The 21,415-nt window shown below is 72.3% G+C and carries 18 protein-coding genes and 1 riboswitch; of the genes, 11 read left to right on the top strand and 7 right to left on the bottom strand.

Going from position 1 to position 21,415, the window contains the following annotated elements; all coding sequences use genetic code 11:
- Window positions 1-2: 2 nt before the first annotated feature.
- Both metE and ACWGKQ_RS23595 read right to left on the bottom strand, forming a co-directional pair.
- Window positions 3-2,312, bottom strand: a complete 2,310-nt coding sequence (gene metE, locus ACWGKQ_RS23600; protein ID WP_453293917.1) for a 5-methyltetrahydropteroyltriglutamate--homocysteine S-methyltransferase — start codon at window positions 2,310-2,312, stop codon at window positions 3-5.
- A gap of 156 nt (window positions 2,313-2,468) precedes the next feature.
- A riboswitch (cobalamin riboswitch) is annotated at window positions 2,469-2,692 on the bottom strand.
- Window positions 2,693-2,844: 152 nt separating this feature from the next.
- Entirely contained in the window at window positions 2,845-3,567 is a 723-nt protein-coding gene (locus tag ACWGKQ_RS23595; RefSeq protein WP_453293957.1) for an IclR family transcriptional regulator, read from the bottom strand.
- A gap of 74 nt (window positions 3,568-3,641) precedes the next feature.
- Between ACWGKQ_RS23595 and ACWGKQ_RS23590 the strand changes: the two genes are divergently transcribed.
- The 4 genes from ACWGKQ_RS23590 to ACWGKQ_RS23575 are packed head-to-tail and all read left to right on the top strand — an operon-like array spanning window position 3,642 to window position 7,258.
- A complete protein-coding gene (locus ACWGKQ_RS23590) occupies window positions 3,642-4,448 on the top strand; it encodes a 2-keto-4-pentenoate hydratase (protein WP_453293916.1) in 807 nt (268 codons plus the stop codon).
- A complete protein-coding gene (locus ACWGKQ_RS23585; RefSeq protein WP_453293915.1) occupies window positions 4,445-5,377 on the top strand; it encodes an acetaldehyde dehydrogenase (acetylating) in 933 nt (310 codons plus the stop codon). Before ACWGKQ_RS23590 ends, ACWGKQ_RS23585 begins: the two co-directional genes overlap by 4 nt.
- A complete protein-coding gene (dmpG, locus tag ACWGKQ_RS23580; protein WP_453293914.1) occupies window positions 5,374-6,387 on the top strand; it encodes a 4-hydroxy-2-oxovalerate aldolase in 1,014 nt (337 codons plus the stop codon). Before ACWGKQ_RS23585 ends, dmpG begins: the two co-directional genes overlap by 4 nt.
- A 37-nt stretch (window positions 6,388-6,424) precedes the next feature.
- A complete protein-coding gene (locus ACWGKQ_RS23575) occupies window positions 6,425-7,258 on the top strand; it encodes an isocitrate lyase/PEP mutase family protein (RefSeq protein WP_453293913.1) in 834 nt (277 codons plus the stop codon).
- 47 nt (window positions 7,259-7,305) lie between these two features.
- On the opposite strand, the gene ACWGKQ_RS23570 is transcribed toward ACWGKQ_RS23575, so the two are convergent.
- The 4 genes from ACWGKQ_RS23570 to ACWGKQ_RS23555 form a co-directional block, all read right to left on the bottom strand.
- Window positions 7,306-9,738, bottom strand: coding sequence for a carbohydrate binding domain-containing protein (locus ACWGKQ_RS23570; protein ID WP_453293912.1), 2,433 nt, complete (start codon window positions 9,736-9,738; stop codon window positions 7,306-7,308).
- A gap of 293 nt (window positions 9,739-10,031) precedes the next feature.
- On the bottom strand, window positions 10,032-11,177 hold the full coding sequence (gene dgoD, locus ACWGKQ_RS23565; protein WP_453293911.1) for a galactonate dehydratase: 1,146 nt from the start codon (window positions 11,175-11,177) through the stop codon (window positions 10,032-10,034).
- A 70-nt stretch (window positions 11,178-11,247) separates the two neighbouring features.
- Window positions 11,248-12,012: an SDR family NAD(P)-dependent oxidoreductase gene (locus ACWGKQ_RS23560; RefSeq protein ID WP_453293910.1), complete on the bottom strand. Its 765-nt coding sequence runs from the start codon at window positions 12,010-12,012 to the stop codon at window positions 11,248-11,250.
- 44 nt (window positions 12,013-12,056) lie between these two features.
- The gene (locus ACWGKQ_RS23555) at window positions 12,057-13,100 is read right to left on the bottom strand and encodes a LacI family DNA-binding transcriptional regulator (RefSeq protein WP_453293909.1); all 1,044 of its coding nucleotides are present in this window, start codon (window positions 13,098-13,100) and stop codon (window positions 12,057-12,059) included.
- A gap of 365 nt (window positions 13,101-13,465) precedes the next feature.
- Here ACWGKQ_RS23555 and ACWGKQ_RS23550 point away from each other — a divergent pair, with 365 nt between their 5' ends.
- The 6 genes from ACWGKQ_RS23550 (at window position 13,466) to ACWGKQ_RS23525 (ending at window position 19,459) form a co-directional block, all read left to right on the top strand.
- Window positions 13,466-14,734 (top strand): ABC transporter substrate-binding protein, encoded by a 1,269-nt coding sequence (locus tag ACWGKQ_RS23550; protein ID WP_453293908.1) that lies wholly within the window; start codon window positions 13,466-13,468, stop codon window positions 14,732-14,734.
- A gap of 112 nt (window positions 14,735-14,846) precedes the next feature.
- Window positions 14,847-15,719, top strand: coding sequence for a carbohydrate ABC transporter permease (locus ACWGKQ_RS23545; RefSeq protein ID WP_453293907.1), 873 nt, complete (start codon window positions 14,847-14,849; stop codon window positions 15,717-15,719).
- Window positions 15,720-15,831: 112 nt separating this feature from the next.
- Window positions 15,832-16,716 carry a carbohydrate ABC transporter permease gene (locus tag ACWGKQ_RS23540; RefSeq protein WP_453293906.1) on the top strand — a complete coding sequence of 295 codons (885 nt, stop codon included), beginning with the start codon at window positions 15,832-15,834 and terminating at the stop codon, window positions 16,714-16,716.
- Window positions 16,713-17,387: a bifunctional 4-hydroxy-2-oxoglutarate aldolase/2-dehydro-3-deoxy-phosphogluconate aldolase gene (locus ACWGKQ_RS23535; protein ID WP_453293905.1), complete on the top strand. Its 675-nt coding sequence runs from the start codon at window positions 16,713-16,715 to the stop codon at window positions 17,385-17,387. Before ACWGKQ_RS23540 ends, ACWGKQ_RS23535 begins: the two co-directional genes overlap by 4 nt.
- Entirely contained in the window at window positions 17,384-18,370 is a 987-nt protein-coding gene (locus tag ACWGKQ_RS23530; protein WP_453293904.1) for a sugar kinase, read from the top strand. Before ACWGKQ_RS23535 ends, ACWGKQ_RS23530 begins: the two co-directional genes overlap by 4 nt.
- Window positions 18,371-18,433: 63 nt before the next feature.
- A complete protein-coding gene (locus ACWGKQ_RS23525) occupies window positions 18,434-19,459 on the top strand; it encodes a lactonase family protein (protein WP_453293903.1) in 1,026 nt (341 codons plus the stop codon).
- On the opposite strand, the gene ACWGKQ_RS23520 is transcribed toward ACWGKQ_RS23525, so the two are convergent.
- On the bottom strand, window positions 19,433-20,692 hold the full coding sequence (locus tag ACWGKQ_RS23520; RefSeq protein ID WP_453293902.1) for an NADH:flavin oxidoreductase/NADH oxidase family protein: 1,260 nt from the start codon (window positions 20,690-20,692) through the stop codon (window positions 19,433-19,435). The two genes, ACWGKQ_RS23525 and ACWGKQ_RS23520, sit on opposite strands and share 27 nt — an antisense overlap.
- A 107-nt stretch (window positions 20,693-20,799) precedes the next feature.
- Between ACWGKQ_RS23520 and ACWGKQ_RS23515 the strand changes: the two genes are divergently transcribed.
- On the top strand, window positions 20,800-21,375 hold the full coding sequence (locus ACWGKQ_RS23515; RefSeq protein WP_453293901.1) for a TetR/AcrR family transcriptional regulator: 576 nt from the start codon (window positions 20,800-20,802) through the stop codon (window positions 21,373-21,375).
- Window positions 21,376-21,415 lie beyond the last annotated feature (40 nt).

Below are 21,415 nucleotides of genomic sequence, written 5' to 3'. Positions count from 1 at the left end.
GGTTACAGCTCCGCGCGCACCGCCTGGGCCGCCGCGACCAGGTTCTCCAGGGCGGCCCGGACCTCCGGCCAGCCGCGGGTCTTCAGTCCGCAGTCGGGGTTGACCCAGAGCCGCTCGGCCGGGATGGCCCGCAGACCGGTCCGCACCAGGTCGGCGGCCTCCTCGGCGCTCGGCACCCGGGGCGAGTGGATGTCGTAGACCCCGGGGCCGGCCTCGCGCGGATAGCCGTGCGCGGCGAGTTCGCGGGCGACCTGCATGTGCGAGCGGGCCGCCTCCAGGCTGATGACGTCCGCGTCGAGGTCGTCGATGGCCCGGACGATGTCGCCGAACTCGGCGTAGCACATGTGCGTGTGGATCTGGGTGTCCGGACGGACTCCGGCGGTGGTGAGCCGGAACGCCTCGGTCGCCCAGGCCAGGTAGCCGGCCCGGTCGGCGGCCCGCAGCGGGAGGGTCTCGCGTAGTGCGGGTTCGTCGACCTGGATGACCGAAGTGCCTTCCGCCTCCAGGTCGTTCACCTCGTCGCGCAGGGCGAGGGCGACCTGGCGGGCGGTGTCGCCGAGCGGCTGGTCGTCACGGACGAACGACCAGGCCAGCATGGTCACCGGCCCGGTGAGCATGCCCTTGACCGGGCGGTCGGTGAGGGACTGGGCGTACGACGTCCAGCGGACCGTCATCGGCTCGGGACGGGAGACGTCACCGGCCAGGACCGGCGGGCGCACGTACCGGGTGCCGTACGACTGGACCCAGCCGTGCCGGGTGGCCAGGTATCCCGTCAGCTGTTCGGCGAAGTACTGGACCATGTCGTTGCGTTCGGGTTCGCCGTGCACCAGGACGTCCAGGCCGGTCTTCTCCTGGAAGGCGACCACCTCCTGGATCTCGGCCCGCACCCGCTCCTCGTAACCGGCCGTGTCGATCCGGCCCGCCCGCAGGTCCGCCCGCGCGGTGCGCAGTTCGTCGGTCTGCGGGAACGAGCCGATGGTCGTCGTCGGCAGCAACGGCAACCGGAGATGGGCGCGTTGGGCGGCGGCACGCTGCCGGTACGGAGAGGAGCGGCGGGCGTCGAAAGCGGTCACGGCGGCCGCACGGGCCCGGACGCCGGGGGCGTGGGTGATCGGTGAAGCCGCCCGGGAGGCCAGGTCGGCGCGGTTGGCGGCGAGTTCGGCGGCGATGGTGTGGGGGCCCTGGGCGAGGCCCTTGGCGAGGGTGACGATCTCGGCCGTCTTCTGCCTGGCGAAGGCCAGCCAGCGCAGGATCTGCGGTTCGATGTCCCGCTCGGCCGCCGTGTCCAGCGGCACGTGCAGGAGGGAGCAGGAGGCGGCCACGTCGACCCGGTCGGCGAGGCCGAGCAGGGTGCCGAGGGTGCTGAGGGATGCCGACAGGTCGTTGACCCAGATGTTGCGGCCGTCGACGACACCGGCGACCAGCCGCTTGCCGGGCAGCCCGCCGACGGCGGCCAGGGCGTCCAGGTTGGCGGCCGCCGCCCCGGTGAAGTCCAGGGCGAGCCCCTCGACCGGGGCCTTGGCCAGCACGGGCAGGGCCTCGCCGAGCCGGTCGAAGTAGGAGGCGACGAGCAGCTTCGGCCGGTCGGGCCGGGCACCCGGATCCCGATAGGCACGGGCGACGGCGTTCAGCTCGGCCGGGGTGCGGTCCTGGACCAGGGCGGGTTCGTCGAGCTGCACCCACTCGGCGCCGGCCGCCCGCAGGTCGGCGAGCACCTCGGCGTAGACCGGGAGCAGCCGGTCGAGGAGGGTGAGCGGGTCGAAGCCGGCGGGCACCCCGGGCGCCGGCTTGGCGAGCAGCAGGTAGGAGACCGGGCCGACCAGCACCGGCCGGGAGGCGAGCCCGAGGGCCAGCGCCTCCCGCAACTCGCCCACCTGCTTGGCGGAGTTCGCGGCGAAGACGGTGTCCGGGCCCAACTCCGGCACCAGGTAGTGGTAGTTGGTGTCGAACCACTTCGTCATCTCCAGCGGCGCGCTGTCCTGGGTGCCGCGGGCCATGGCGAAGTAGCCGTCCAGGGCGTCGGCGTCGACGGCGGCGCGGTGCCGCGCGGGGACGGCGCCGACCATCACGGTGGTGTCGAGGACATGGTCGTAGTACGAGAAGTCGCCGGTCGGCACCTCGTGGACGCCGGCCCCGGCGAGCTGCCGCCAGGTGGACCGGCGCAGTTCGGCGGCGGTGGCCCGCAGGGCGTCGGCGGTGGACCGGCCCTTCCAGTAGCTCTCGATCGCCTTCTTCAGTTCCCGGGCCGGCCCCTGGCGGGGGTAGCCGTACACGGTGGCCCGGGCTGCCGCGGCTGCGGACTTGGCTGTCACGGAGATCTCCTTCGCGAGACGATTCCCTGAGATCCCGGTGACGGGACGAGAGCGCGAAGGGATGACGGACCGGACGGCGACGGTCGTACCCGACCGCTCCTCCGATGTGCACGCCGACCCGCCCACGAGGTCACCGGGATGTCCGCGCACGAGTGGTTCGCACACGGGCAGTTGGCAGGTCTTCGGACTCGCGGGCACGTCCCGTCGTACAAAGCCGACGAGACTCCTACTGGCCGTCGCTTCCCGGATCCGGTGGACCCAGTGCGTATGACGGCGGTCGTTCCCACTCACCGCTGCGGGGCAGTCCCGGATTCCCACCGGGTTCCCTCTTACGACATCCCATCTGGCGAACAGGACGAACCAGCTGCGGGGTCCACCTTACGACCCACGTGAGGGAAGCGCCCCGAAAGGGGCGCGGGGCGTTGTCGATATGCGGCTCCGCCGCGTGGGCGCGATCAACCACAGACAACCCGCACCCGCCGTCCTCAGAGCCCCCCGTCCCCGTAGGCGAACGTCCACGTCCCCCAACAGGTCACCGACCCGAGCGCAACGCCCGCGACAACCCCAACGCAGCGGTCCGCACCGCAGGCGCCAGCTGAGCCGGCCGAAACCGCCCGCACGGCACGGCCACCGACAGCGCCGCCACCGCCGTCGGCCCGTCGAAAACCGGCGCCGCGATACAGCTGACCCCCTCCGCGGCCTCTTCCTCCTCGTACGCCAGCCCCGCCACCTGCGCCTGCTCCACGGCCGTACGCAGCCGCGCAGGCTCCGTCACCGAACGGGCCGTCAGCCGCGGCAGCGGCCCCGCCAGCACCTCCTCGACCAGCTCGGCGCCCGAGAACGCCAGCAGGGCCTTGCCCACCCCGGTGCAGGTCAGCGGGAGCCGGCCGCCGATCCGGGACGGCAGCCGCAGCGCGTCGTGGCCGTGGATGCGCTCGACGTAGACCACCTCGTGGCCCTCCCGCACCCCGAGGTGCACGGTCTCGTGGGTGGCCTCGAAGAGGTCCTGGAGGAACGGCAGCGCGGCCTCCCGCAGATCGTGCCGGCGCGGCACCAGCGACCCCAGCTCGAAGAGCGCCCCGCCGAGCCGGTAGGTCTCCGCGTCCCGTTCCAGCAGGCCGAGCCGGACCAGCTCGGCGCAGAGCCGGAACACGGTGGTCTTGGGCAGCTTCGACCGCTCGGCCAGTTCCGTGAGGCGGAACGCGCCGCCGTCCGGGCGGAAGCAGTCCAGGACCGCGACCGCCTTGTCGAGCATGTTTCCCTGAGTGCTGTTCCGTGTCACGGAACATATTTTGCCTCGTCTCCCGGCGTCCGCCTATACCTGTCGGCATGAGCTCTGACCTCGTCACCAAGGTGGCCGACGTCCTCGACGAAGCCACCCGCACCGGCACCCCCTGCGCCCCCGTCCGTGCCCTTCTCCCCGAGGGCGACATCGAGACCGCGTACGCCGTGCAGCGGCTGCACGTGGAGCGGGGCGTGGCCGCCGGCCGCCGGCTGGTGGGCCGCAAGATCGGGCTGACCTCGCCCGCCGTGCAGCGGCAGCTCGGGGTCGGACAGCCCGACTTCGGGGCCCTCTTCGCGGACATGGCGGTGAGCGAGGGCGAGCCGGTCGCGGCCGGCCGGCTGCTCCAGCCCAAGGTCGAGGCCGAGGTCGCCCTGGTCCTGGGCGCCGACCTGCCGCACCGCGACCCGACCGTCGCCGACCTGCTGCGGGCCACCGCCTTCGCGCTGCCCGCGCTGGAGATCGTGGACAGCCGGATCGCGGGCTGGGACATCACGATCGTCGACACCGTCGCCGACAACGCCTCCAGCGGCCTGTTCGTCCTCGGCGGCACCCCGGTCCCGCTGGACCGGGTCGACCTGCGGGGCGTCCGGATGACCCTGGGCAAGAACGGCGAGACCGTCTCGCAGGGCACCGGCGCCGACTGCCTGGGCAGCCCGCTCACCGCCGCCCGCTGGCTCGCCGCCACCCTCGCCGGGCTCGGCGACCCGCTGCGGGCCGGCGACATCGTGCTCACCGGCGCGCTCGGCCCGATGGCGGTAGCCGCCGAGGGCGACGAGTTCACCGCACGCATCGAAGGCCTCGGCACGGTCGGGGTCGCCTTCGCCACCGAGGGAACCGAGGGAGCAGCATGACCACGAAGGTCGCCGTCATCGGGTCCGGGAACATCGGCACCGATCTGATGATCAAGATCCTGCGGCTCTCCGAGTCGCTGGAGATCGCCGCCATGGCCGGTATCGACCCGGAGTCGGACGGCCTGGCCCGCGCCCGGCGCCTGAAGGTGGCCACCACCCACGAGGGCGTCGACGGCCTGGTCGGCCTGGACGAGTTCGAGGACGTCTCGCTCGTCTTCGACGCCACCTCCGCGGGCGCCCACCGCCGGCACGACGAGGTGCTGCGCGCCCTCGGCCGTACGGTCGTCGACCTCACCCCGGCCGCGCTCGGTCCGTACGTCGTCCCGCCCGTCAACGGCGACGCCCACCTGGACGCCCCGAACGTCAACATGGTCACCTGCGGCGGCCAGGCCACCATCCCGGTCGTCGCCGCGGTCAACGCCGTGACACCCGTCCACTACGGCGAGATCGTCGCCTCGATCTCCTCCCGCTCGGCCGGTCCCGGCACCCGCGCCAACATCGACGAGTTCACCGAGACCACCTCCGCCGCCATCGCGAAGGTCGGCGGCGCGGCCCGCGGCAAGGCGATCATCGTGCTCAACCCGGCCGAACCGCCCCTGATCATGCGGGACACCGTGCACTGCCTGGTCGGCGAGTGCGACGACGCGGCGGTGACGGCGTCGGTCGAGGAGATGGTCGCCCGGGTCCAGACGTACGTCCCCGGCTACCGGCTCAAGCAGAAGGTGCAGTTCGAGCGGGTGGCCGCCGACGACCCGCTGCGCACCCTCGCCCCCGGCGACGCGGTGAAGGTGTCCGTCTTCCTGGAGGTGGAGGGCGCGGCCCACTACCTGCCCGCCTACGCAGGCAACCTCGACATCATGACCTCGGCCGCGCTGCGCACCGCGGAGCGCATGGCCGCATACCGAGCCCCGGAGGTGGCGTCCCGATGACCGGTACCCGTCTGTACGTCCAGGACGTCACCCTGCGGGACGGCATGCACGCCGTCCGCCACCGCTACACCGTCGACCAGGCCCGCACCATCGCCGCCGCCCTCGACACCGCCGGAGTCCGTGCCATCGAGGTCGCCCACGGCGACGGCCTCTCCGGCTCCAGCATCACCTACGGCATCGGCGCGCACACCGACTGGGAGTGGATCGAGGCGGTCGTGGGCGCCGTGCACCAATCCATCCCCACCACCCTCCTCCTCCCCGGCATCGGCACGCTCCACGACCTCAAGCAGGCCCACTCCCTGGGCATCCGCTCGGTCCGCGTCGCCACCCACTGCACCGAGGCCGACATCTCCGCCCAGCACATCGCCGCCGCCCGCGAACTGGGCATGGACGTGGCCGGGTTCCTGATGATGTCCCACCTCGCCGAACCCGCCGAACTGGCCCGCCAGGCCAAGCTGATGGAGTCCTACGGCGCGCACTGCGTGTACGTCACCGACTCCGGCGGCCGCCTGACCATGGACGGCGTCCGCGACCGCTTCCGCGCCTACCGGGACGTCCTCGACCCGGCCACCGAACTCGGCATCCACGCCCACCACAACCTCGGCCTGGGCGTGGCCAACTCGGTCGTCGCCGTCGAGAACGGCGTCACCCGCGTCGACGCCTCCCTCGCCGGACAGGGCGCCGGGGCCGGGAACTGCCCCCTGGAGGCGTTCATCGCGGTCGCCGACCTGATGGGCTGGGAGCACGGCTGCGAGCTGTTCCCGCTGATGGACGCGGCCGACGACGTGGTACGACCGATGCAGGACCGCGAAGTCCGGGTGGACCGCGAGACGCTCACCCTCGGCTACGCCGGCGTCTACTCCAGCTTCCTGCGGCACGCCGAGGCCGCCGCCCGCCGGCACGGCCTCGACACCCGCGCGATCCTGGTCGAGGTCGGCCGCCGCAAGCTGGTCGGCGGCCAGGAGGACATGATCACCGACATCGCCCTGGACCTCGCCGGGAGCCGCTGACGCCCGATTGTCAGTGGCGGCTGACAGACTCGGCGGCGTGGACACTCAACGCCGAGAACGGGCCGTACGTTTCGTCGAGTCGCACCGGGAAGGCTGCTTCCTGCTCCCCAACGCGTGGGACGCGGGAAGCGCCCGCGTCCTGGAGTCGGCCGGCTTCCCGGCCGTGGCCACCACCAGCGCGGGCATCGCCTTCTCCCTGGGCCGCGCGGACCACGACTACGGCGGCGGCCGGGTCGACCGCGCCACGATGCTGGACCGGATCCGGGAGATCGCCGCCGAGGTACGGATCCCGGTGAGCGCGGACCTGGAGGACGGGTTCGGGGAGTCCCCCGAGACCGTGGCCGAGACGATCACGATGACGCTCGGCGCCGGAGCCGCGGGCGGCAACATCGAGGACTTCACGGGCGACCGCGCCCGGCCGCTGTACGACCCGGAGCTCGCGGTCGACCGGATCCGCGCCGCGCGCGAGACGATCGACGCGGCCGGCGAGCCGTTCGTCCTGGTCGGCCGGACCGACGTGCTGCTGACCGGCGGCCCGCTCGACGAGGCGGTCCGGCGGGCCAACGCGTATCTGGCGGCGGGCGCCGACTGCGCGTTCGTGCCCGGCGCGGCGGACGCGGCCACGATCGGCACGCTGGTGCGCGAGCTGGACGGCCCGCTGAACGTGGTGATGGGCCTGACCGGCGGCGCCCTGTCCCTGGCCGACCTCCGCGAACTCGGCGTGCGCCGGGTCACGGTGGGCGGCAGCATCGCACGGGCGATGTACGCACAGCTGCTGGGTGCGGCGAAGGAGCTGGCGGAGCGCGGGACCTTCTCGTACGCCGAGAACCAGATCTCGCACACGGACCTGAACGAGCTCTTCCGCAGATGACGGGAAGGGCGGGCCGGATCGCTCCGGCCCGCCCCGCAGTGCTGCCGTTACGACAGCTTGATCAGCGAGTAGTCGTCGCAGTAACCGGCCGCCGAACCGGAGTTCTTGTAGCAGTAGACACCGGCGGAGGTGGTGGAGACGCCCGTGGTGAAGAAGACGGGCTGCTGGGCGTAGGACGTGGTCGAGCTCCGCAGATACGTCTCCGTACCGCCGAAGCTCTTCACGCCGACCGCGACCTCCTCACCGGCGGTGGCCACCTTGGCCCAGCCCACCAGCAGATAGGTGCCGCCGGCGGCGAGGCCGCTCACCGTCTGGATGGCACCGCTGGCACTGACCCCGGTCTGGAGCGCGTAGCTGCCGGAGCGGGCGTTGGAGGCGACCACGCCGGACGCCGTACCGGTCGACTGGGCCCAGGGGGTCAGGGCACCGGTCTCGTAGCCGGGGTTGGTGACGGCGTTGGCGGCGGAGGACAGGGGCTCCACCGCGAGGTCGTCGCAGTAGCCCGCGCCGCTGCCACCGGCGTTCTTCCAGCAGTAGACCGTCGCCGTGGTGCTCGACGACCCCGTGGTGAACAGCACGGCCGCCTGGCTGTAGGACGTGGTGGCGATGTTGGTGTACGTCTCGGTCCCGCCGAAGTTCTTCACGCCGATCGCGAGGGTCTCGCCCGCGGTGGCGACCTTGGCCCAGCCGGTCAGCAGGTAGGTGGTGCTGGGGCTGAGGCCGGTCAGGGCCTGGTTGGCGCCGCTGCCGCTCGCGGTCGTGGTGAGCGCGTAGCTTCCGGTGCGGGCGTTGGCCGCGGTGACGGCGGAGGCGTTGCCGCTGGCCTGGGTCCACGGGCTCAGCGCGCCGGTCTCGAAGCCGGCGTTGGAGAGCAGGTTGCCGCCGGTGCCGTTGTAGGCGCCGATGTTGGGGGCGGCCGTCGCGGAGACGGCGTTGCCGAAGGCGTCGTAGCCGCCGTTGGAGCTGATCACCGTGCCGGCCCGGATCACCGGGGAGGACCCGTGCACCTGGTAGGCGTTCTTGCCGGTGTACGAGGACGAGGTGTTGGCGTTGCCCGGGTTGCGGAACTCGGGGTCGGCGGTCACCTTCGCGGCATCGGCGGGCTCACGGGAGGGGTGGTTGCCGTAGAAGAGGTTGTTGGAGTAGGTCGACGTGCCGGTGGTGGTGAAGTAGTTGCCGGAGCCGTAGTTGAAGACGGCGTTGTTCCGGAAGGACAGGGCGCCGCTGATGGACGTGCCGGAGCGGGAGTACAGGATCGGGGTGCTCAGGCCGTCCCGGACGGAGAAGGTGTTGTTGTAGAAGAGCGGGACGGCGGACGAACTGCCGCTCTGGTTGGGGACGCCGCCCACGAAGTGCAGGACTCCGGCGCCGTGGGTCTGGGTGCCGGAGGTGGGGCAGCCGGAGTTGCTGCCGTCGTTCTCGCTGATGTTGTAGCGGACCACCGTGCCGTCGCTGGGCACCGTCGAGGTGGGCTCGTTGGCGATGGTGAAGGGCGGCATCACCAGCAGGAAGCCGCCGAGGTTCTGGTGGCTGTAGTTGTACTGGAACGTGGTGTTGTGGTTGCCCCAGTCCACGTCGAAGCCGGTGCCGTCGGCGCCGTTGACGTGGCAGTAGACCTCGTTGTTCTGGACGACGGTGTTGCTGCTGCCGGACATCCAGATACCGGCGGACGCGCCGTTGCAGTACTGGCCGGACGGCGGGCAGGTGGACTTGGCGCCGCCGTAGCCCGCCTTGTTGCCGTCGATCAGGGCGCCGTCGTTCTTCACGACGAGGATGTCGTCGGCGCCGTCGTAGGTCATCGTGTTGCCCCGGATGACGGTGTTCGTGGTCAGGCCGGTGCCCTGGCCGTCCCCGTCCGGGGTGACCGCGACGGCTATGCGGTCGACGTGGTCGAAGGTGTTGTTCTCGACGACGACGTCGTCCCAGGTCGAGACCGGGGTGGTGTGGTCGGTCTGGACGCCTACGCCCGCGTTGGTGGAGTACCAGCCGCCGCCGTAGCCGGCGATGTTGTGGATGTACATGTCGTGCACGCGGATGTGGTGCAGGACGCCGCCGGAGCTGTTCTCGGCGAGGACGCCCGAGCGGTAGGCGGGCGAGGAGGCGTTGTCGATCAGCTCCAGGCCGCCGATGTCCCAGTACTGCTGGTTGAGCAGGTGGATGACCGCGCCGGTGGCCCCGGCCGCGTCGATGACCGGCTTGGCGCCGGAGCCGTACGAGCTGATCGAGATGTTGCTGCCGGAGGCTCCCGAGCCGCCCGGGGAGAGCTGGCCGGTGCAGGTGGTGCCGGCCTTGAACAGGATGCTGTCGCCTGCGGCGAAGGTGGTGCTGTTGACGCTGCCGACCGCGTTCCAGGGGCTGGCCTGGGTCCCGGTGCCGTTGCCGGAGGCCGAGCAGTCGACGTAGTAGGCGGTGCCGGCCGCGTGTGCGGCGGTGGCCGGGACGAGCAGGGCTCCGGCGAGGGTGGCCAGAAGAGTCAGCACGCGGGCTGTTCGACTGGCCGTACCTGAGGTTGATCTGCGACGCTTCATTGCGACGCTCCTTGGTGAGAGTGAGTGTCCTCCGAAAGCCGGGCGGGTCCGTTGCCGCGGACCCGTCCGGAACTTGTGGGGTGCGGACCGTTCGCGGGTGCCGGTGCGTTGTGGCTGGTCGCGCCCACGCGGCGGAGCCGCAAACCGATACAGCCCCGCGCCCCTTCAGGTAGGACCAGTGGGCCCACCTTCTTGGGGGCGCGGGGAACTGCGCGACCAGCCCCCACCGGCCCGCGGCCGAACCGCTACCAGGACGCCAGCGAACCGTCCCTGTTCCGCCACACCGGGTTGCGCCAGCGGTGCCCCTTCTCCGCGGCCTCCCGGATGACGGCCTCGTCGATCTCGATGCCGAGGCCCGGCCCGGTGAGCCGGTCGATGTAGCCGTCCGTCACCGTGAACGGCGAGGAATCGGCCAGATAGCCGAGCAGCCCGCTGCTGTCGCCGTACCCGATGCCCAGTGACTGTTCCTGGATCAGGAAGTTCGGGATGGCGAAGTCGAGTTGGAGGCTCGCGGCGAGGGCGATGGGGCCGAGGGGGCAGTGCGGGGCGACCAGGACGTCGTAGGTCTCCGCCAGCGCAGCGATCCGGCGGGTCTCCGAGATGCCGCCCGCGTGGCTGATGTCGGGCTGGGCCACCGCGATCCCGTCGCCGAGGACGTCCCGGAAGTCCCAGCGGGAGAAGAGGCGTTCGCCGGTGGCGATGGGGATGGACGTGGCGCGCACGACCTCGCCGAGGTCGCGCGTGAACTCCGGCAGCACCGGCTCTTCCACGAACATCGGGAGCAGCGGCTCCAGGTACGGAAGGACCCGCCGCGACATCGCCCCGCTGAACCGGCCGTGGAAGTCCAGCGCCAGGTCGCGGTCGGGGCCGATCGCCTCGCGGACCGCCGTCACCCGGTCCACGATCGCCGCGATCGCGGCCGGTGTCGCCAGCGGCTCCAACTGGGCGCACGGGTTCATCTTCACGGCCGTCAGGCCCTTGGCCACCTGGCCCGCCGCCGACTCGGCGAGTTCCTCGGGCGTCTCGCCGTACAGCCAGCCGTAGATGCGGACACGGTCGCGGACATGGCCGCCCAGGAGCTGGTGCACGGGGACGCCGTGGGTCTTGCCGGCGATGTCCCACAGGGCCTGGTCGATGCCGGCGAGGGCGCTGCTGAGCACCGGGCCGCCCCGGTAGAAGCCGCCCTTGGCGAGCATCTGCCAGTGCTCCTCGATACGGGCCGGGTCCTGGCCGATGAGATAGTCGAACATCTCCTCGACCGCCTTGGCGGTGGTGTGCGCCTTGCCCTCGACGATGGGCTCTCCCCAGCCGGACAGGCCCTCGTCGGTGTCGACGCGCAGGAACAGCCAGCGCGGCTCGACGAAGAACAGCTCGTATCCGGTGATTTTCATGGTGCGGGACCTCCGGGTCCGCGGGCACGACGGCCCGGGGCGGTGATGTGAGAGGGGAGGGAGATGCGCGTTACTCGTGGGCGCTGATGCTGCGGCCGCCGTCCACCACCAGGTTCTGGCCGGTGATGAAGTCCGCGTCCGCGGAGCCGAGGAAGGCCACGGCGGCGGCGATGTCCTCGGGTTCACCGATCCGGCCGACCGGGGTGCGGGCGGCCGTCCGGTCGCGGTAGTCGGCCGGGGCGTTCACCCACAGGCCGGTGTCGACGGCCCCGGGGACGACCGCGTTGACGCGGATCCGGCCGCCGTACTCCACCGCCAACTGCCGTACCAGCGCGGTGGCTCCGCCCTTGGCGGCGGCGTAGGCGGGGAAGCCGCTGAAGCCGAGGACCGCGTGCACCGACGAGGTGACCACGATCGCGCCGCGGGCGGCGGAGAGCAGGGGCACGGCCGCGCGGCAGCCGTAGAAGACCGAGTCGAGGGCGAGGCGGAGATGGCTGTGCCAGGACGCGTCGTCGAGTTCGTGGATCGCGCCGGGCAGGTTGCGGCCGGCGTTGAGGTGGAGGAGGTCCAGGCGGCCGGTCCACTCCTCGGCGGCCCGGACCGCGTGCGGCCAGGCCTCGGGGTCGGTCACGTCGAGGGCGCGGTGGCGGGCGTCGCCGCCCTTGGCGCGGACCTCCTCCGCGACCCGGGCGGCGCCCTCCTCGTCCACGTCGGTGACCAGGACGGACGCGCCCTCGCCGGCCAGCCGGTGGGCGGTGGCGGCGCCGATGCCGGAGGCGGCGGCGGTGAGCAGGGCGGTGCGCCCGGCGAAGCGGGTGTGGATGGTGCGGCTCATGGGATTCCTCTCGGTGCGACCGGCGGCTCGGTCATCCCGTTAGGTCAGGTTCTGTCTTCCGGCCGGGCCGGGGGAGCGGTGGAGCCGCGCCGGACCAGCCGCGGCTCGGTGGGGACGATCACGTCCCCGGGGGACTTGCCCTCGATCTCGGCGACCAGGGCGTCGACGGCGGCGGTGCCCAGGTCGTGCAGGGGCATCGCGACCGTGGTGAGCGGCGGGGTGAGGTAGCCGGCGACCGGCAGGTCGTCGTTGCCGACCAGCGAGACGTCCTGCGGCACCCGCAGGCCGAGTTCGCCGATCGCGTGCAGGGCGCCGATCGCCTGGGCCAGCGAGCTGGTGTACAGCGCGGTGACCCGGGGGCGGGTGTCGGTGGGGGCGAGCAGGGCGCGGGCGGCCGCGGCGCCGCCCTCCTCGGTGAAGTCACCGGAGGCGACCGGCACGGCGAGCAGTCCCAGCTCGCCGGCCCGGTCCAGGAACGCCCGTTTGCGGTCCTCGCTCGGGGTGATGCCCGGCGGGCCCGCGACATGGCCCACCACGCGATGGCCGAGCTCGTACAGGTGGTCGAGCGCGGTGACGCTGGAACGGGCCACGTCCATGGTGACGTTGCGTCCCGAGCCCTCGACCGCGCGGTTGAGGAACACATGCGGGACGGGGCTGCGGCGCAGCGTCTCCAGGAGCGGATGGCCGGGGCGGGCGGAGGCGATCAGCAGCCCGTCCACGCGGCCTTCCTTGACCAGGTCGTTGAAGGTCTCGTCGGCCTCCTGCCCGTCGAAGTCCTCGGCGAGCAGGGAGAGGTAGCCCAGCTCACGGGCGCGCTGGTAGGCGCCGCGGGAGATGGTGACGTAGGTGGGGTTGCCGAGGGAGGGGACCAGCAGGGCCAGGGCGTGGGTGCTCGCGCCGGCCAGGGCCCGGGCGCCGGAGTGCGGGCGGTAGCCGAGGGCCTCGGCCACCTCGTGGATGCGCGCTCTGGTCTCGGGGCGGACGGACAGGTCCTGTCGTCCGTTGAGCACCTTGGACACGGTCGCCTTGGAGACGCCTGCTTCTCTGGCGACGTCCACCAGCCTGGCCCGTACTGGCTGATCGGGCACTGAGGTTCCTCCCAGCGGTCGGTTGTGTTTGGCCTCTTGACACCTTCTGGCGCCGCAACCTAGCGTTCGCCGAAGTCTTGGTCAACCGGTTTCCTCAAGTGGATATCAGTGATATATCCATGCAGACCCGACCGAAACGGCAGGGCAGAAACTCGCCATCGGCGACCGGTTCGAAACCCCGACCGGCCCGACCTTCCGGACCGTGCGAAACCCGACAGGTCCGACCGTCCGACGTCCCCATCTCCTGCTCCCCCGCTTCCCCCCACTGTGTTCGTAATCCCAAACCCGGTTCGATATATCGACCGAGTTCCTTCCGTAAACAAAGAGATGTCGGCCCGTGTGCCGACGTATGGGTGAGGTGTGCAATGAAGCGCTCCGGGAGACTGCTCGCAGTCGCCACCACGGTCGCCGCCCTGGCGACGACGCTCGCCGCCTGTGGCGGTGGCTCCGGCTCGTCCTCCGCGGACGGGAAGGTGCACATCAAGGTCGAGGCGTGGAAGGGCGGCGGCGCGGAGCCCGCGAACGTCGCGGAGATCAACAAGGCCTTCGAGAAGGCCCACCCCGACATCAAGGTGGACTTCGAGTACATCACCGCGAACGACACCTACACGCAGAAGCTCCAGCCCGAGCTGCTGGGCGGCAAGGCCGGCGACGTGATCATGGTCGACACGGACAAGATGAACAAGTGGGGCGCCTCCGGCTACCTCGCCGACCTCTCCAAGGAGTCCTGGGCGAGCAAGGTCTCCGACGCCGCCAAGCCGTTCGCGACCAGCGACGGCAAGGTCCTGGCGATGCCGATGGAACTGATCGGCATCGGCCTGTACGCCAACATGGACCTGCTGAAGAAGGCCGGCATCACCGAGGTCCCGGCGGACTGGCCGACGTTCCTCGCCGACCTCGCCAAGGTCAAGAAGGCCGGCATCACCCCGATCGCGCTGCCCGACAAGTCCGGCTGGACCGGCAGCTCCACCTTCCAGGCCGCCGGTTCCACGCTCGTCTACCAGAAGAACAAGCAGTGGGACGCCGACTTCCTGGCCGGCAAGACCTCCTTCGGCACCGACTGGAAGAGCTCGCTGGAGCAGCTGAAGACCCTCGCGGACAAGGGGTACGTCAGCTGGAAGAACGAACTCGGCGTCGACGAGTGGTCGCAGGGCCCGCAGGACTTCAGCGCCGGCAAGAGCGCCTTCTGGTACCAGGGCGCCTGGCAGGTCTCCAACGTGGCGAAGGCCGGCTTCCCGGTCCAGTTCGCCCCCTGGCCGGGCGGCGCGGCCGGCACCAAGCCCAACGCGATGCTCTTCTCCGGCACCATGTGGGGCGTCAACTCCCAGTCGCAGCACGCCGACGCGGCCAAGGAGTACGTCGATTTCTGGTCGCAGAGCGAGAACCTCGCCAAGTACCTGGACGCCGAACACGCCGAGTCCCCGTTCACCGGCGGTACCACCCCGGACGCCACGGAGACCAAGACCTTCAACGCCGCCTTCAACGAGGGCCGTTACCGGGTCCTGCCGTCCAACTCCTGGTACGGCGCGACCGCCGAGACCACCGTCGGGTCCAAGATCCAGGCCTACCTGCTGGGCCAGGCCTCCGAGGCGCAGACGCTGAAGGACATCCAGACGGCGGCCTCCGCCAAGTAGACCGGCCGCCCAGTCCAGTCCCGTCCCGGGACCGCCGCGGTGCGGGTGCGGCCGCTTCCCCGCTCCTCTCGCCCGCCCCACCGCGGCCCCCGGCCAAGGAGGATCGATCCTCGTGTTCCACCGTCGGCGTGCCACCATGGCCGCCTTCCTGCTCCCGGCGATCGCCGTGTACAGCGTCTTCATGCTGTATCCGCTGGTCCGGGGCCTGTACCTGAGCTTCACCGACAGCCTCGGCGGCCCGGTCTCGCACTTCGTCGGGCTCCAGCAGTACCGGGCCATGGCGGACGACCCCGCCGTCTCGGCGGCCCTGTGGCACACCGTGCTCTACGCCGTGGTGGTCGTCGTCGTGCAGAACGGCCTCGGGCTGCTCTTCGCGTCGATGCTGTTCCGCCGGCCCCGGGTCCGCCAGGCGCTCAACGTCGTGCTGCTGACGCCGACCCTGATCTCCCCGGTGATGGCCGCGTTCATCTGGTCGTACCTGTTCGCACCCGGCGGCGGACTGAACGGCCTGCTCGACGCGGTCGGCCTCGGCAGCCTGAGGCATGTCTGGCTGGGGGACCCGCACACCGCGCTGTACGCGGTGGCCGCCGTCAACATCTGGATGTTCACCGGCTACTCGTGCGCGATCTTCCTCGCCAGCTACATGAGCATGCCGACCGAGTTGCTGGAGGCGGCCGCGCTGGACGGCGCCCGCGGCTGGCGGCGGTTCCGCAGCATCGAGTGGCCGCTGCTCGCCCCCGCCCTCACCGTCAACGTCACCCTCAGCCTGATCGGCTCGCTGAAGGTCTTCGAGTTCCCGCTCGTCCTGACCAACGGCGGCCCGGCCGGCGCCACCGACACCCTGACCCTGCTGGTGTACCGGAACATCTTCGGCGGCGGGAAGTTCGCCCTCGGCGTCGCGCTGTCGGTGCTGCTCCTGGTGACCGTGGTCGTCCTGTCCAGCGCCACCAACTCCCTGCTCAGGCTGCGCGAGCGGCGCATCTGACGGCGCCCGTCACGCCGTACGCCCCTGATGACGGCCGCTGTGACGCCGTACGCCCCTGACGACGGCCGCCGTGACGCCGTATGCACCTGATCGAACCGGACGGATCGCCACCATGACCTCTGAGACCTCCCCACTCCCCGCCACCGCACGCATCACCAGTCCCCGGCACCCGCGCCGCGCGGGCCGCCTGGGCAGCGGCCTCGGCACCGCCCTGCTGTGGCTGGGCACCGTGCTGTTCGTGCTGCCGTTCCTCTTCACGGTCGTCACCTCGCTGCGCACCGCGGCCGATGTCGCCCGCTCCCCGCTGGGCATCCCGCACTCCTTCACCCTGAAGAACTTCAGCGACGCCTTCCACCAGATCCACTACGGGCCGAGCACCCTCAACACCCTTCTCATCACCGGGCTCTCGTGCGTGTGCATCACCGTGCTGGGCTCGCTGGCCGGCTATCCGCTGGCCCGGATCACCGCGGGCTGGTCGACGGCGGTGTACCGGCTGTTCATCCTCGGCACCTCCATCCCCGTCTTCGTGGTGGTGGCGCCGCTGTACCTGCTGATGCGGGACATGAACCTGCTCGACACCTACGCGGGCGTCGTCTTCATCTACACCGCGATCAACCTGCCGCTGGCCGTGTTCTTCTACACCAGCTTCATCCGCTCGATCCCGGTCGACCTGGAGGAGGCCGCCGCACTCGACGGCTGCGGCGCCTTCCGCACCTTCTTCGTGGTCGTGCTGCCGCTGCTGCGGCCGGTCACCAGCACCCTGCTGACCTTCGTCGCCCTCCAGGTCTGGAACGACCTGCTGGTGCCGCTGGTGTTCCTCCAGGACCCGGGCAAACGCACCGTCATGGTGAACGCCTACTCCTTCATCGACCCGCACACCGTGCAGCCGACCACCCTGTTCCCGGCCGCCCTGCTCGGGGTGCTGCCGCTGCTGGTCATCTTCGTGTTCTTCCAGCGCCAGGTCGTGGCCGGCATGTCCGCGGGAGCGGTCAAGTGACCCTGCGCCCCGCCCTCACCCCCCAGCTGGCCGACACCCGCGTGATGGCCATCCTCCGCTCGGCCGACGCCACCGGGCTGCCCGCCGTCGCCCGCGCGCTCGCCGCCGGCGGGGTCACCTGCCTGGAGGTCACCCTCACCACCGCGGGCGCCCTGGACGCGCTCGCCCGGATCCGGGAGGAGCTGGGCACCGACGTCTCGGTCGGCGCCGGTACCGTCCTGACCCGGGCCGATCTGCGGGACGCGGTGGCCGCGGGCGCGCGGTTCCTGGTCGCCCCCAACGTCGAACCCGAGGTCATCGGCGCCTCCGCCGACCTCGGGGTCCCCTTCTACCCCGGCGCCTGGACGCCCACCGAGGTGGCCACCGCCTGGCGGGCCGGCGCCGCCGCCGTCAAGCTCTTCCCGGCCTCCACGGGCGGCCCCGCGCACCTGCGGCAACTCCGCGCGCCGCTCCCGGAGATCCCGCTCGTCGCGGTCGGCGGGGTGGGCCTCGCCGAGGCCGCGGACTACCTGGCCGCCGGGGCCTGTGCCGTGGGCGTCGGCAACCCGCTGCTGCGCGGTGCCGACCGAACCCCCGCCGACCCGGCCGCCCTCGACGCGCTCACCGGGAGAGCACGCGCCTTGCTGGAGACGGTCAGGTCCGCGACGCGGGCCGGGAAGGGCGACCTGTGAACGGTTCCGCGCACGACCCGCACGACCCGGAGGCGTCGCGGCAGCCCTACCTCGTCACCGTGGGCGAGACCCTCGCCGTCCTCTCCGCCGCCGAGCCCGGCCCGCTCACCATGGGCGCCGAGCTGCGCCTCGGGGTCGCCGGGGCCGAGTCCAACGTCGCCGTCGGGGTGAGCCGGCTCGGCGGGCGGGCCACCTGGATCGGCCGGGTCAGCGAGGACCAGCTCGGCGAACTCGTGCTGCGCGAGCTGCGCGCCGAGGGTGTGACCGCGCTGGCCGTCCGCGACCCCGCGCCGACCTCGCTGCTCCTCAAGGAGCGGCGCACCGCCACCCACCACCGCATGCGCTACTACCGCACCGCCACCGCCGGGGTCCGGCTCGCGCCCCAGGACATCCCGGAAGAGGTCGTCGCCGGCGCCGCGGTCCTGCACCTCACCGGGATCACCCCGGCCCTCGGCGACGCGCCCGCGAGCGCGGTCCGGCGGGCGGTTGGGATCGCCCGGGACGCCGGGGTCCTCGTCTCCTTCGACATCAACTTCCGCTCCCTGCTGTGGAGCGAGGAGGACGCCCGGCGGGCCGTACTGCCGCTGCTGCGCGACAGCGACCTGGTGTTCGCGGGGCCGCACGAGGCCCGCCTCGCGGTGCCCGACCTGCATGAGCCGGCGGAACTCGCCAAGGGGCTGTGCGAGTTGGGTCCGCGGGGTGCCGTGGTGAAGCTGGGCGCGGAGGGGGCGTACGCGCTCCTCGACGGGGTGCCCTACCGGCAGCCCGCGCTGCCCGTACGCGTGCACGACTCCGTGGGCGCCGGGGACGCCTTCGTCGCCGGCTACCTCGCCGAACTGCTGGCCGGTGAGCCGCCGGAGCGCCGGCTGTGCACCGCCGCCCGGCTCGGCGCGTTCGCCGTCACCACCACCGGCGACTGGGAGGGCCTGCCCAGACGCACCGAACTCGCTCTTCTCGACCACCATGACGACGTTCTGCGCTGACCGGCCTGCCGTGCTGACCGATGTATTGCGCTTCTGCCGCGCCGACCGACCCGAGGAACCCCCATGCCCACAGTTCTCGCCGGCTCCTACACCCCCGACACCGGCGGCGAAGGTGTCGGCCTCACCCCGCTGCGCCTGGCCGGTCCGGTGCTGACCACCGAGGCGGCGCCGGTTCCCGCGAGCGGCGCCTCCTTCCTGGCCGCCCATCCGGCCCTTCCCGTGGTCTACAGCACGCACGAGTCCACCGAGGGCGCCGTCTCCGCCTTCACCGTCGACGCCGCCGGGGTCACCGCCCTCGGCGTGCCCGTCGGCAGCGGCGGCGCCAACCCCTGTCACCTCGCCGTCCACCCCGGCGGCGACTGGCTGCTGACCGCGAACTACGGCACCGACACGCTGCCCGGCACGGTCGCCGTGCACCGGCTCGACGCGGCAGGCCGGATCACCGGGCCGACCGACGTGGCCGAGCACCGGGGCTCCGGGCCGGTCGCGGGGCGGCAGGAGGGCAGCCACGCCCACCAGGTCCTGGTCGACCCGGCGGGCCGGTTCGTCCTCGCCACCGACCTCGGCGCCGACGCGGTGTTCACCTACCGCCTGGACCCGGCGCGGGGCACCCTGGAACGTACGGCGGTGAACCGGCTGCGGACCGGTTCCGGGCCCCGGCACCTCGCGTTCACGCCGGCCGGTGACCTGGTGTTCAGCGCCGACGAACTCTCCTCGACGGTGACCTGCCATCGCTACGACCCGGAAACCGGCACCCTCGCCGAACTGTCCAGGGCGCCGGCCACGGCCGCCGGGGTGCCCAACCAGCCCGGCGGGATCGTCGTCTCCGACCGGTTCGTCTGGGTCACCAACCGGGGCGCCGACACCGTGGCCGCCTTCCGAATCGAAGGCACCGCCCTGGTGCCGCTCGGCGAGACGCCGTCCGGGGGCACCTGGCCGCGCGGTCTGACCGCGGTCCCGGGACACCTCCTCGTCGCCAACCAGCACAGCGGCACCCTGGCCGCGCTGCCGGTCCTGGAGTCGGGCGCCCTCGGCGAGCCGGTCGCCACGGCGGCCGTTCCGTCAGTGGTGTGTGCGCTGGCGGTGTGAGGCCGACTCCGGCAACCAGGAGCGGTAGCGGCGCAGTTGGCGGCGCGCCACCCACTGCTCGGACACCAGGGCGCAGGCCGGGCGGGTGGCGGGCGCCGGTTCGGCGCCGCGGGCCAGCCGGCGCAGCTGACGGCGGACCAGGGCCATCCCGGCCGCCGCGGCGAGCGTCTTGTCCGACCAGGTCACCGGGCGCATCCGGCGGTCCGCCCCGCCGCCCTGCCGCCAGCGCGCGGGCAGGTCCGGGGTCACCGCCAGCGCGGTACCGATCCCGACCAGGTCGACGCCGTCGGCCAGCACCTGCTCGGCCGTCTCCCGCCGGGTGATGCCGCCCGTGAGCATGAGGGGGAGCGGACTGCCGGCGGCCAGGTCCTTCGCCAGATCCAGGAAGTAGGCCTCGCGGGCCCGGGTGCGGTCGTCGGCGGGGCGGCCCGACATGGCGGGACTCTCGTAACTCCCGCCCGACAGCTCCACCAGGTCGACGCCGAGCGGTTCGAGCAGGGCGATCACCCGGCGGGCGTCGTCGACGTCGAAGCCGCCGCGCTGGAAGTCGGCCGAGTTCAGCTTCACCGCGACCGCGAACTCCGGCTCCACCACGGCCCGTACCGCGCGCACCACGTCCAGCAGCAGCCGCGCCCGGTTCTCCAGCGGGCCGCCCCATCGGTCCGTGCGCCGGTTGACCAGCGGGGACAGGAACTGCGACAGCAGGTAGCCGTGCGCCGCGTGGATCTGCACCCCGTCGAACCCCGCCCGCGAGGCCCGCTCCGCGGTGACCGCGAACCGCCGCACGGTGGCCTCGATCTGCTCCGGCGTCATGGCGGTCGGCCGGCCGAACCGTCTGCTGTGCCGGCCCATCTCGACGCCGACCGCCGACGGCCCCCACACCACGCCGGGCATGCCGGCCTGGACCTGACGGCCCGGATGGTTGATCTGCATCCACATCGCCGCGCCCCCGGACCGGCCGGCCCGCGCCCACTCGGCGAACGGCTCCAGCGGGGCGGCCTCGTCGAGGACGATGCCGCCCGGGCCGGTCAGCGCCTCGGCGTGGACCATGACGTTGCCGGTGATCAGCAGCCCGGCGCCGCCACCGCCCCAGCGCCGGTACAGGGACAGCAGCCGCTCGTCGGGCAGCTGTCCGGCCCCGGCCATGCCTTCCTCCATGGCCGCCTTCGCGATCCGGTTGCGCAGGACCGGTCCGGACCGCAGCCGCAGGGGCGAGAACAGGGGGCTCGACATCGGGGTCTCCTCTCGGCCGCCATAGAATGTGTACGGCGCCAACAATGTGTACGGCGCTCACATTAGGCACGCAATGTCAGCGCTGTAAACATCCCTGAGGGTGACCCATGCCACCACCGAGTGACTCGTACCATCACGGCGATCTCCGGGTCGCCTGCCTGCGCGCCGCCCGGGAGCTGCTGGAGGAGGACGGCAGCGGGGCGCTGTCGCTGCGGGCGGTGGCACGGCGGGCCGGGGTCTCGCCCACGGCCCCCTACCGCCACTACGCGGACCGCGACGCGCTGGTCTCCGCCGTCGCCGCCGAGGGCTACCGCGAACTCGCCGGATCTCTCGCGGCCGCCCATCCCGCGCCCGCGGCCCCCGACGACCTGGTCGCCGTCGCCGTGGCCTACGTGCGGTTCGCTCTCGACCACCCGGCCCTGTTCCGGGCGATGTTCGCGGAGCCCTGCGACCCCGGCAGTCCCGAACGCGTCGAGGCGACCGCTGTGCTCTCCGCGTACGTCGACACCCTCGTCCGCAACGCCTTTCCCGGCGGGAACCGGGACGGCCTGCCGACCGCGGTGTGGGCCCTGGTGCACGGGCTGGCATTCCTGCACCTCGACGGCAAGCTCGACGCCTCCGGTCCGGAAACGGTCACGCGGCAGGTCCGCGCCGCCGTCCACGCGGTGCTCGGCCTCGGATAGCCCGGCACCGGGCCGCGAACCCACGGCGCCGGCCTGGTCC

The sequence above is a fragment of the Streptomyces sp. NPDC054770 genome (assembly GCF_053611985.1).
The sequence above is the reverse complement of the archived record's forward strand: the minus strand, read 5'-3'. Positions and strand labels throughout refer to the sequence as shown.

What these genes read in the sequence shown, in the direction of transcription:
- ACWGKQ_RS23595 (WP_453293957.1), bottom strand. Translation starts at nt 3,567, where the DNA reads ATGCTCGACAAGGCGGTCGCGGTCCTGGACTGCTTCCGCCCGGACGGC.
- ACWGKQ_RS23590 (WP_453293916.1), top strand. Translation starts at nt 3,642, where the DNA reads ATGAGCTCTGACCTCGTCACCAAGGTGGCCGACGTCCTCGACGAAGCC.
- ACWGKQ_RS23585 (WP_453293915.1), top strand. Translation starts at nt 4,445, where the DNA reads ATGACCACGAAGGTCGCCGTCATCGGGTCCGGGAACATCGGCACCGAT.
- dmpG (WP_453293914.1), top strand. Translation starts at nt 5,374, where the DNA reads ATGACCGGTACCCGTCTGTACGTCCAGGACGTCACCCTGCGGGACGGC.
- dgoD (WP_453293911.1), bottom strand. Translation starts at nt 11,177, where the DNA reads ATGAAAATCACCGGATACGAGCTGTTCTTCGTCGAGCCGCGCTGGCTG.
- ACWGKQ_RS23560 (WP_453293910.1), bottom strand. Translation starts at nt 12,012, where the DNA reads ATGAGCCGCACCATCCACACCCGCTTCGCCGGGCGCACCGCCCTGCTC.
- ACWGKQ_RS23550 (WP_453293908.1), top strand. Translation starts at nt 13,466, where the DNA reads ATGAAGCGCTCCGGGAGACTGCTCGCAGTCGCCACCACGGTCGCCGCC.
- ACWGKQ_RS23540 (WP_453293906.1), top strand. Translation starts at nt 15,832, where the DNA reads ATGACCTCTGAGACCTCCCCACTCCCCGCCACCGCACGCATCACCAGT.
- ACWGKQ_RS23525 (WP_453293903.1), top strand. Translation starts at nt 18,434, where the DNA reads ATGCCCACAGTTCTCGCCGGCTCCTACACCCCCGACACCGGCGGCGAA.
- ACWGKQ_RS23520 (WP_453293902.1), bottom strand. Translation starts at nt 20,692, where the DNA reads ATGTCGAGCCCCCTGTTCTCGCCCCTGCGGCTGCGGTCCGGACCGGTC.
- ACWGKQ_RS23515 (WP_453293901.1), top strand. Translation starts at nt 20,800, where the DNA reads ATGCCACCACCGAGTGACTCGTACCATCACGGCGATCTCCGGGTCGCC.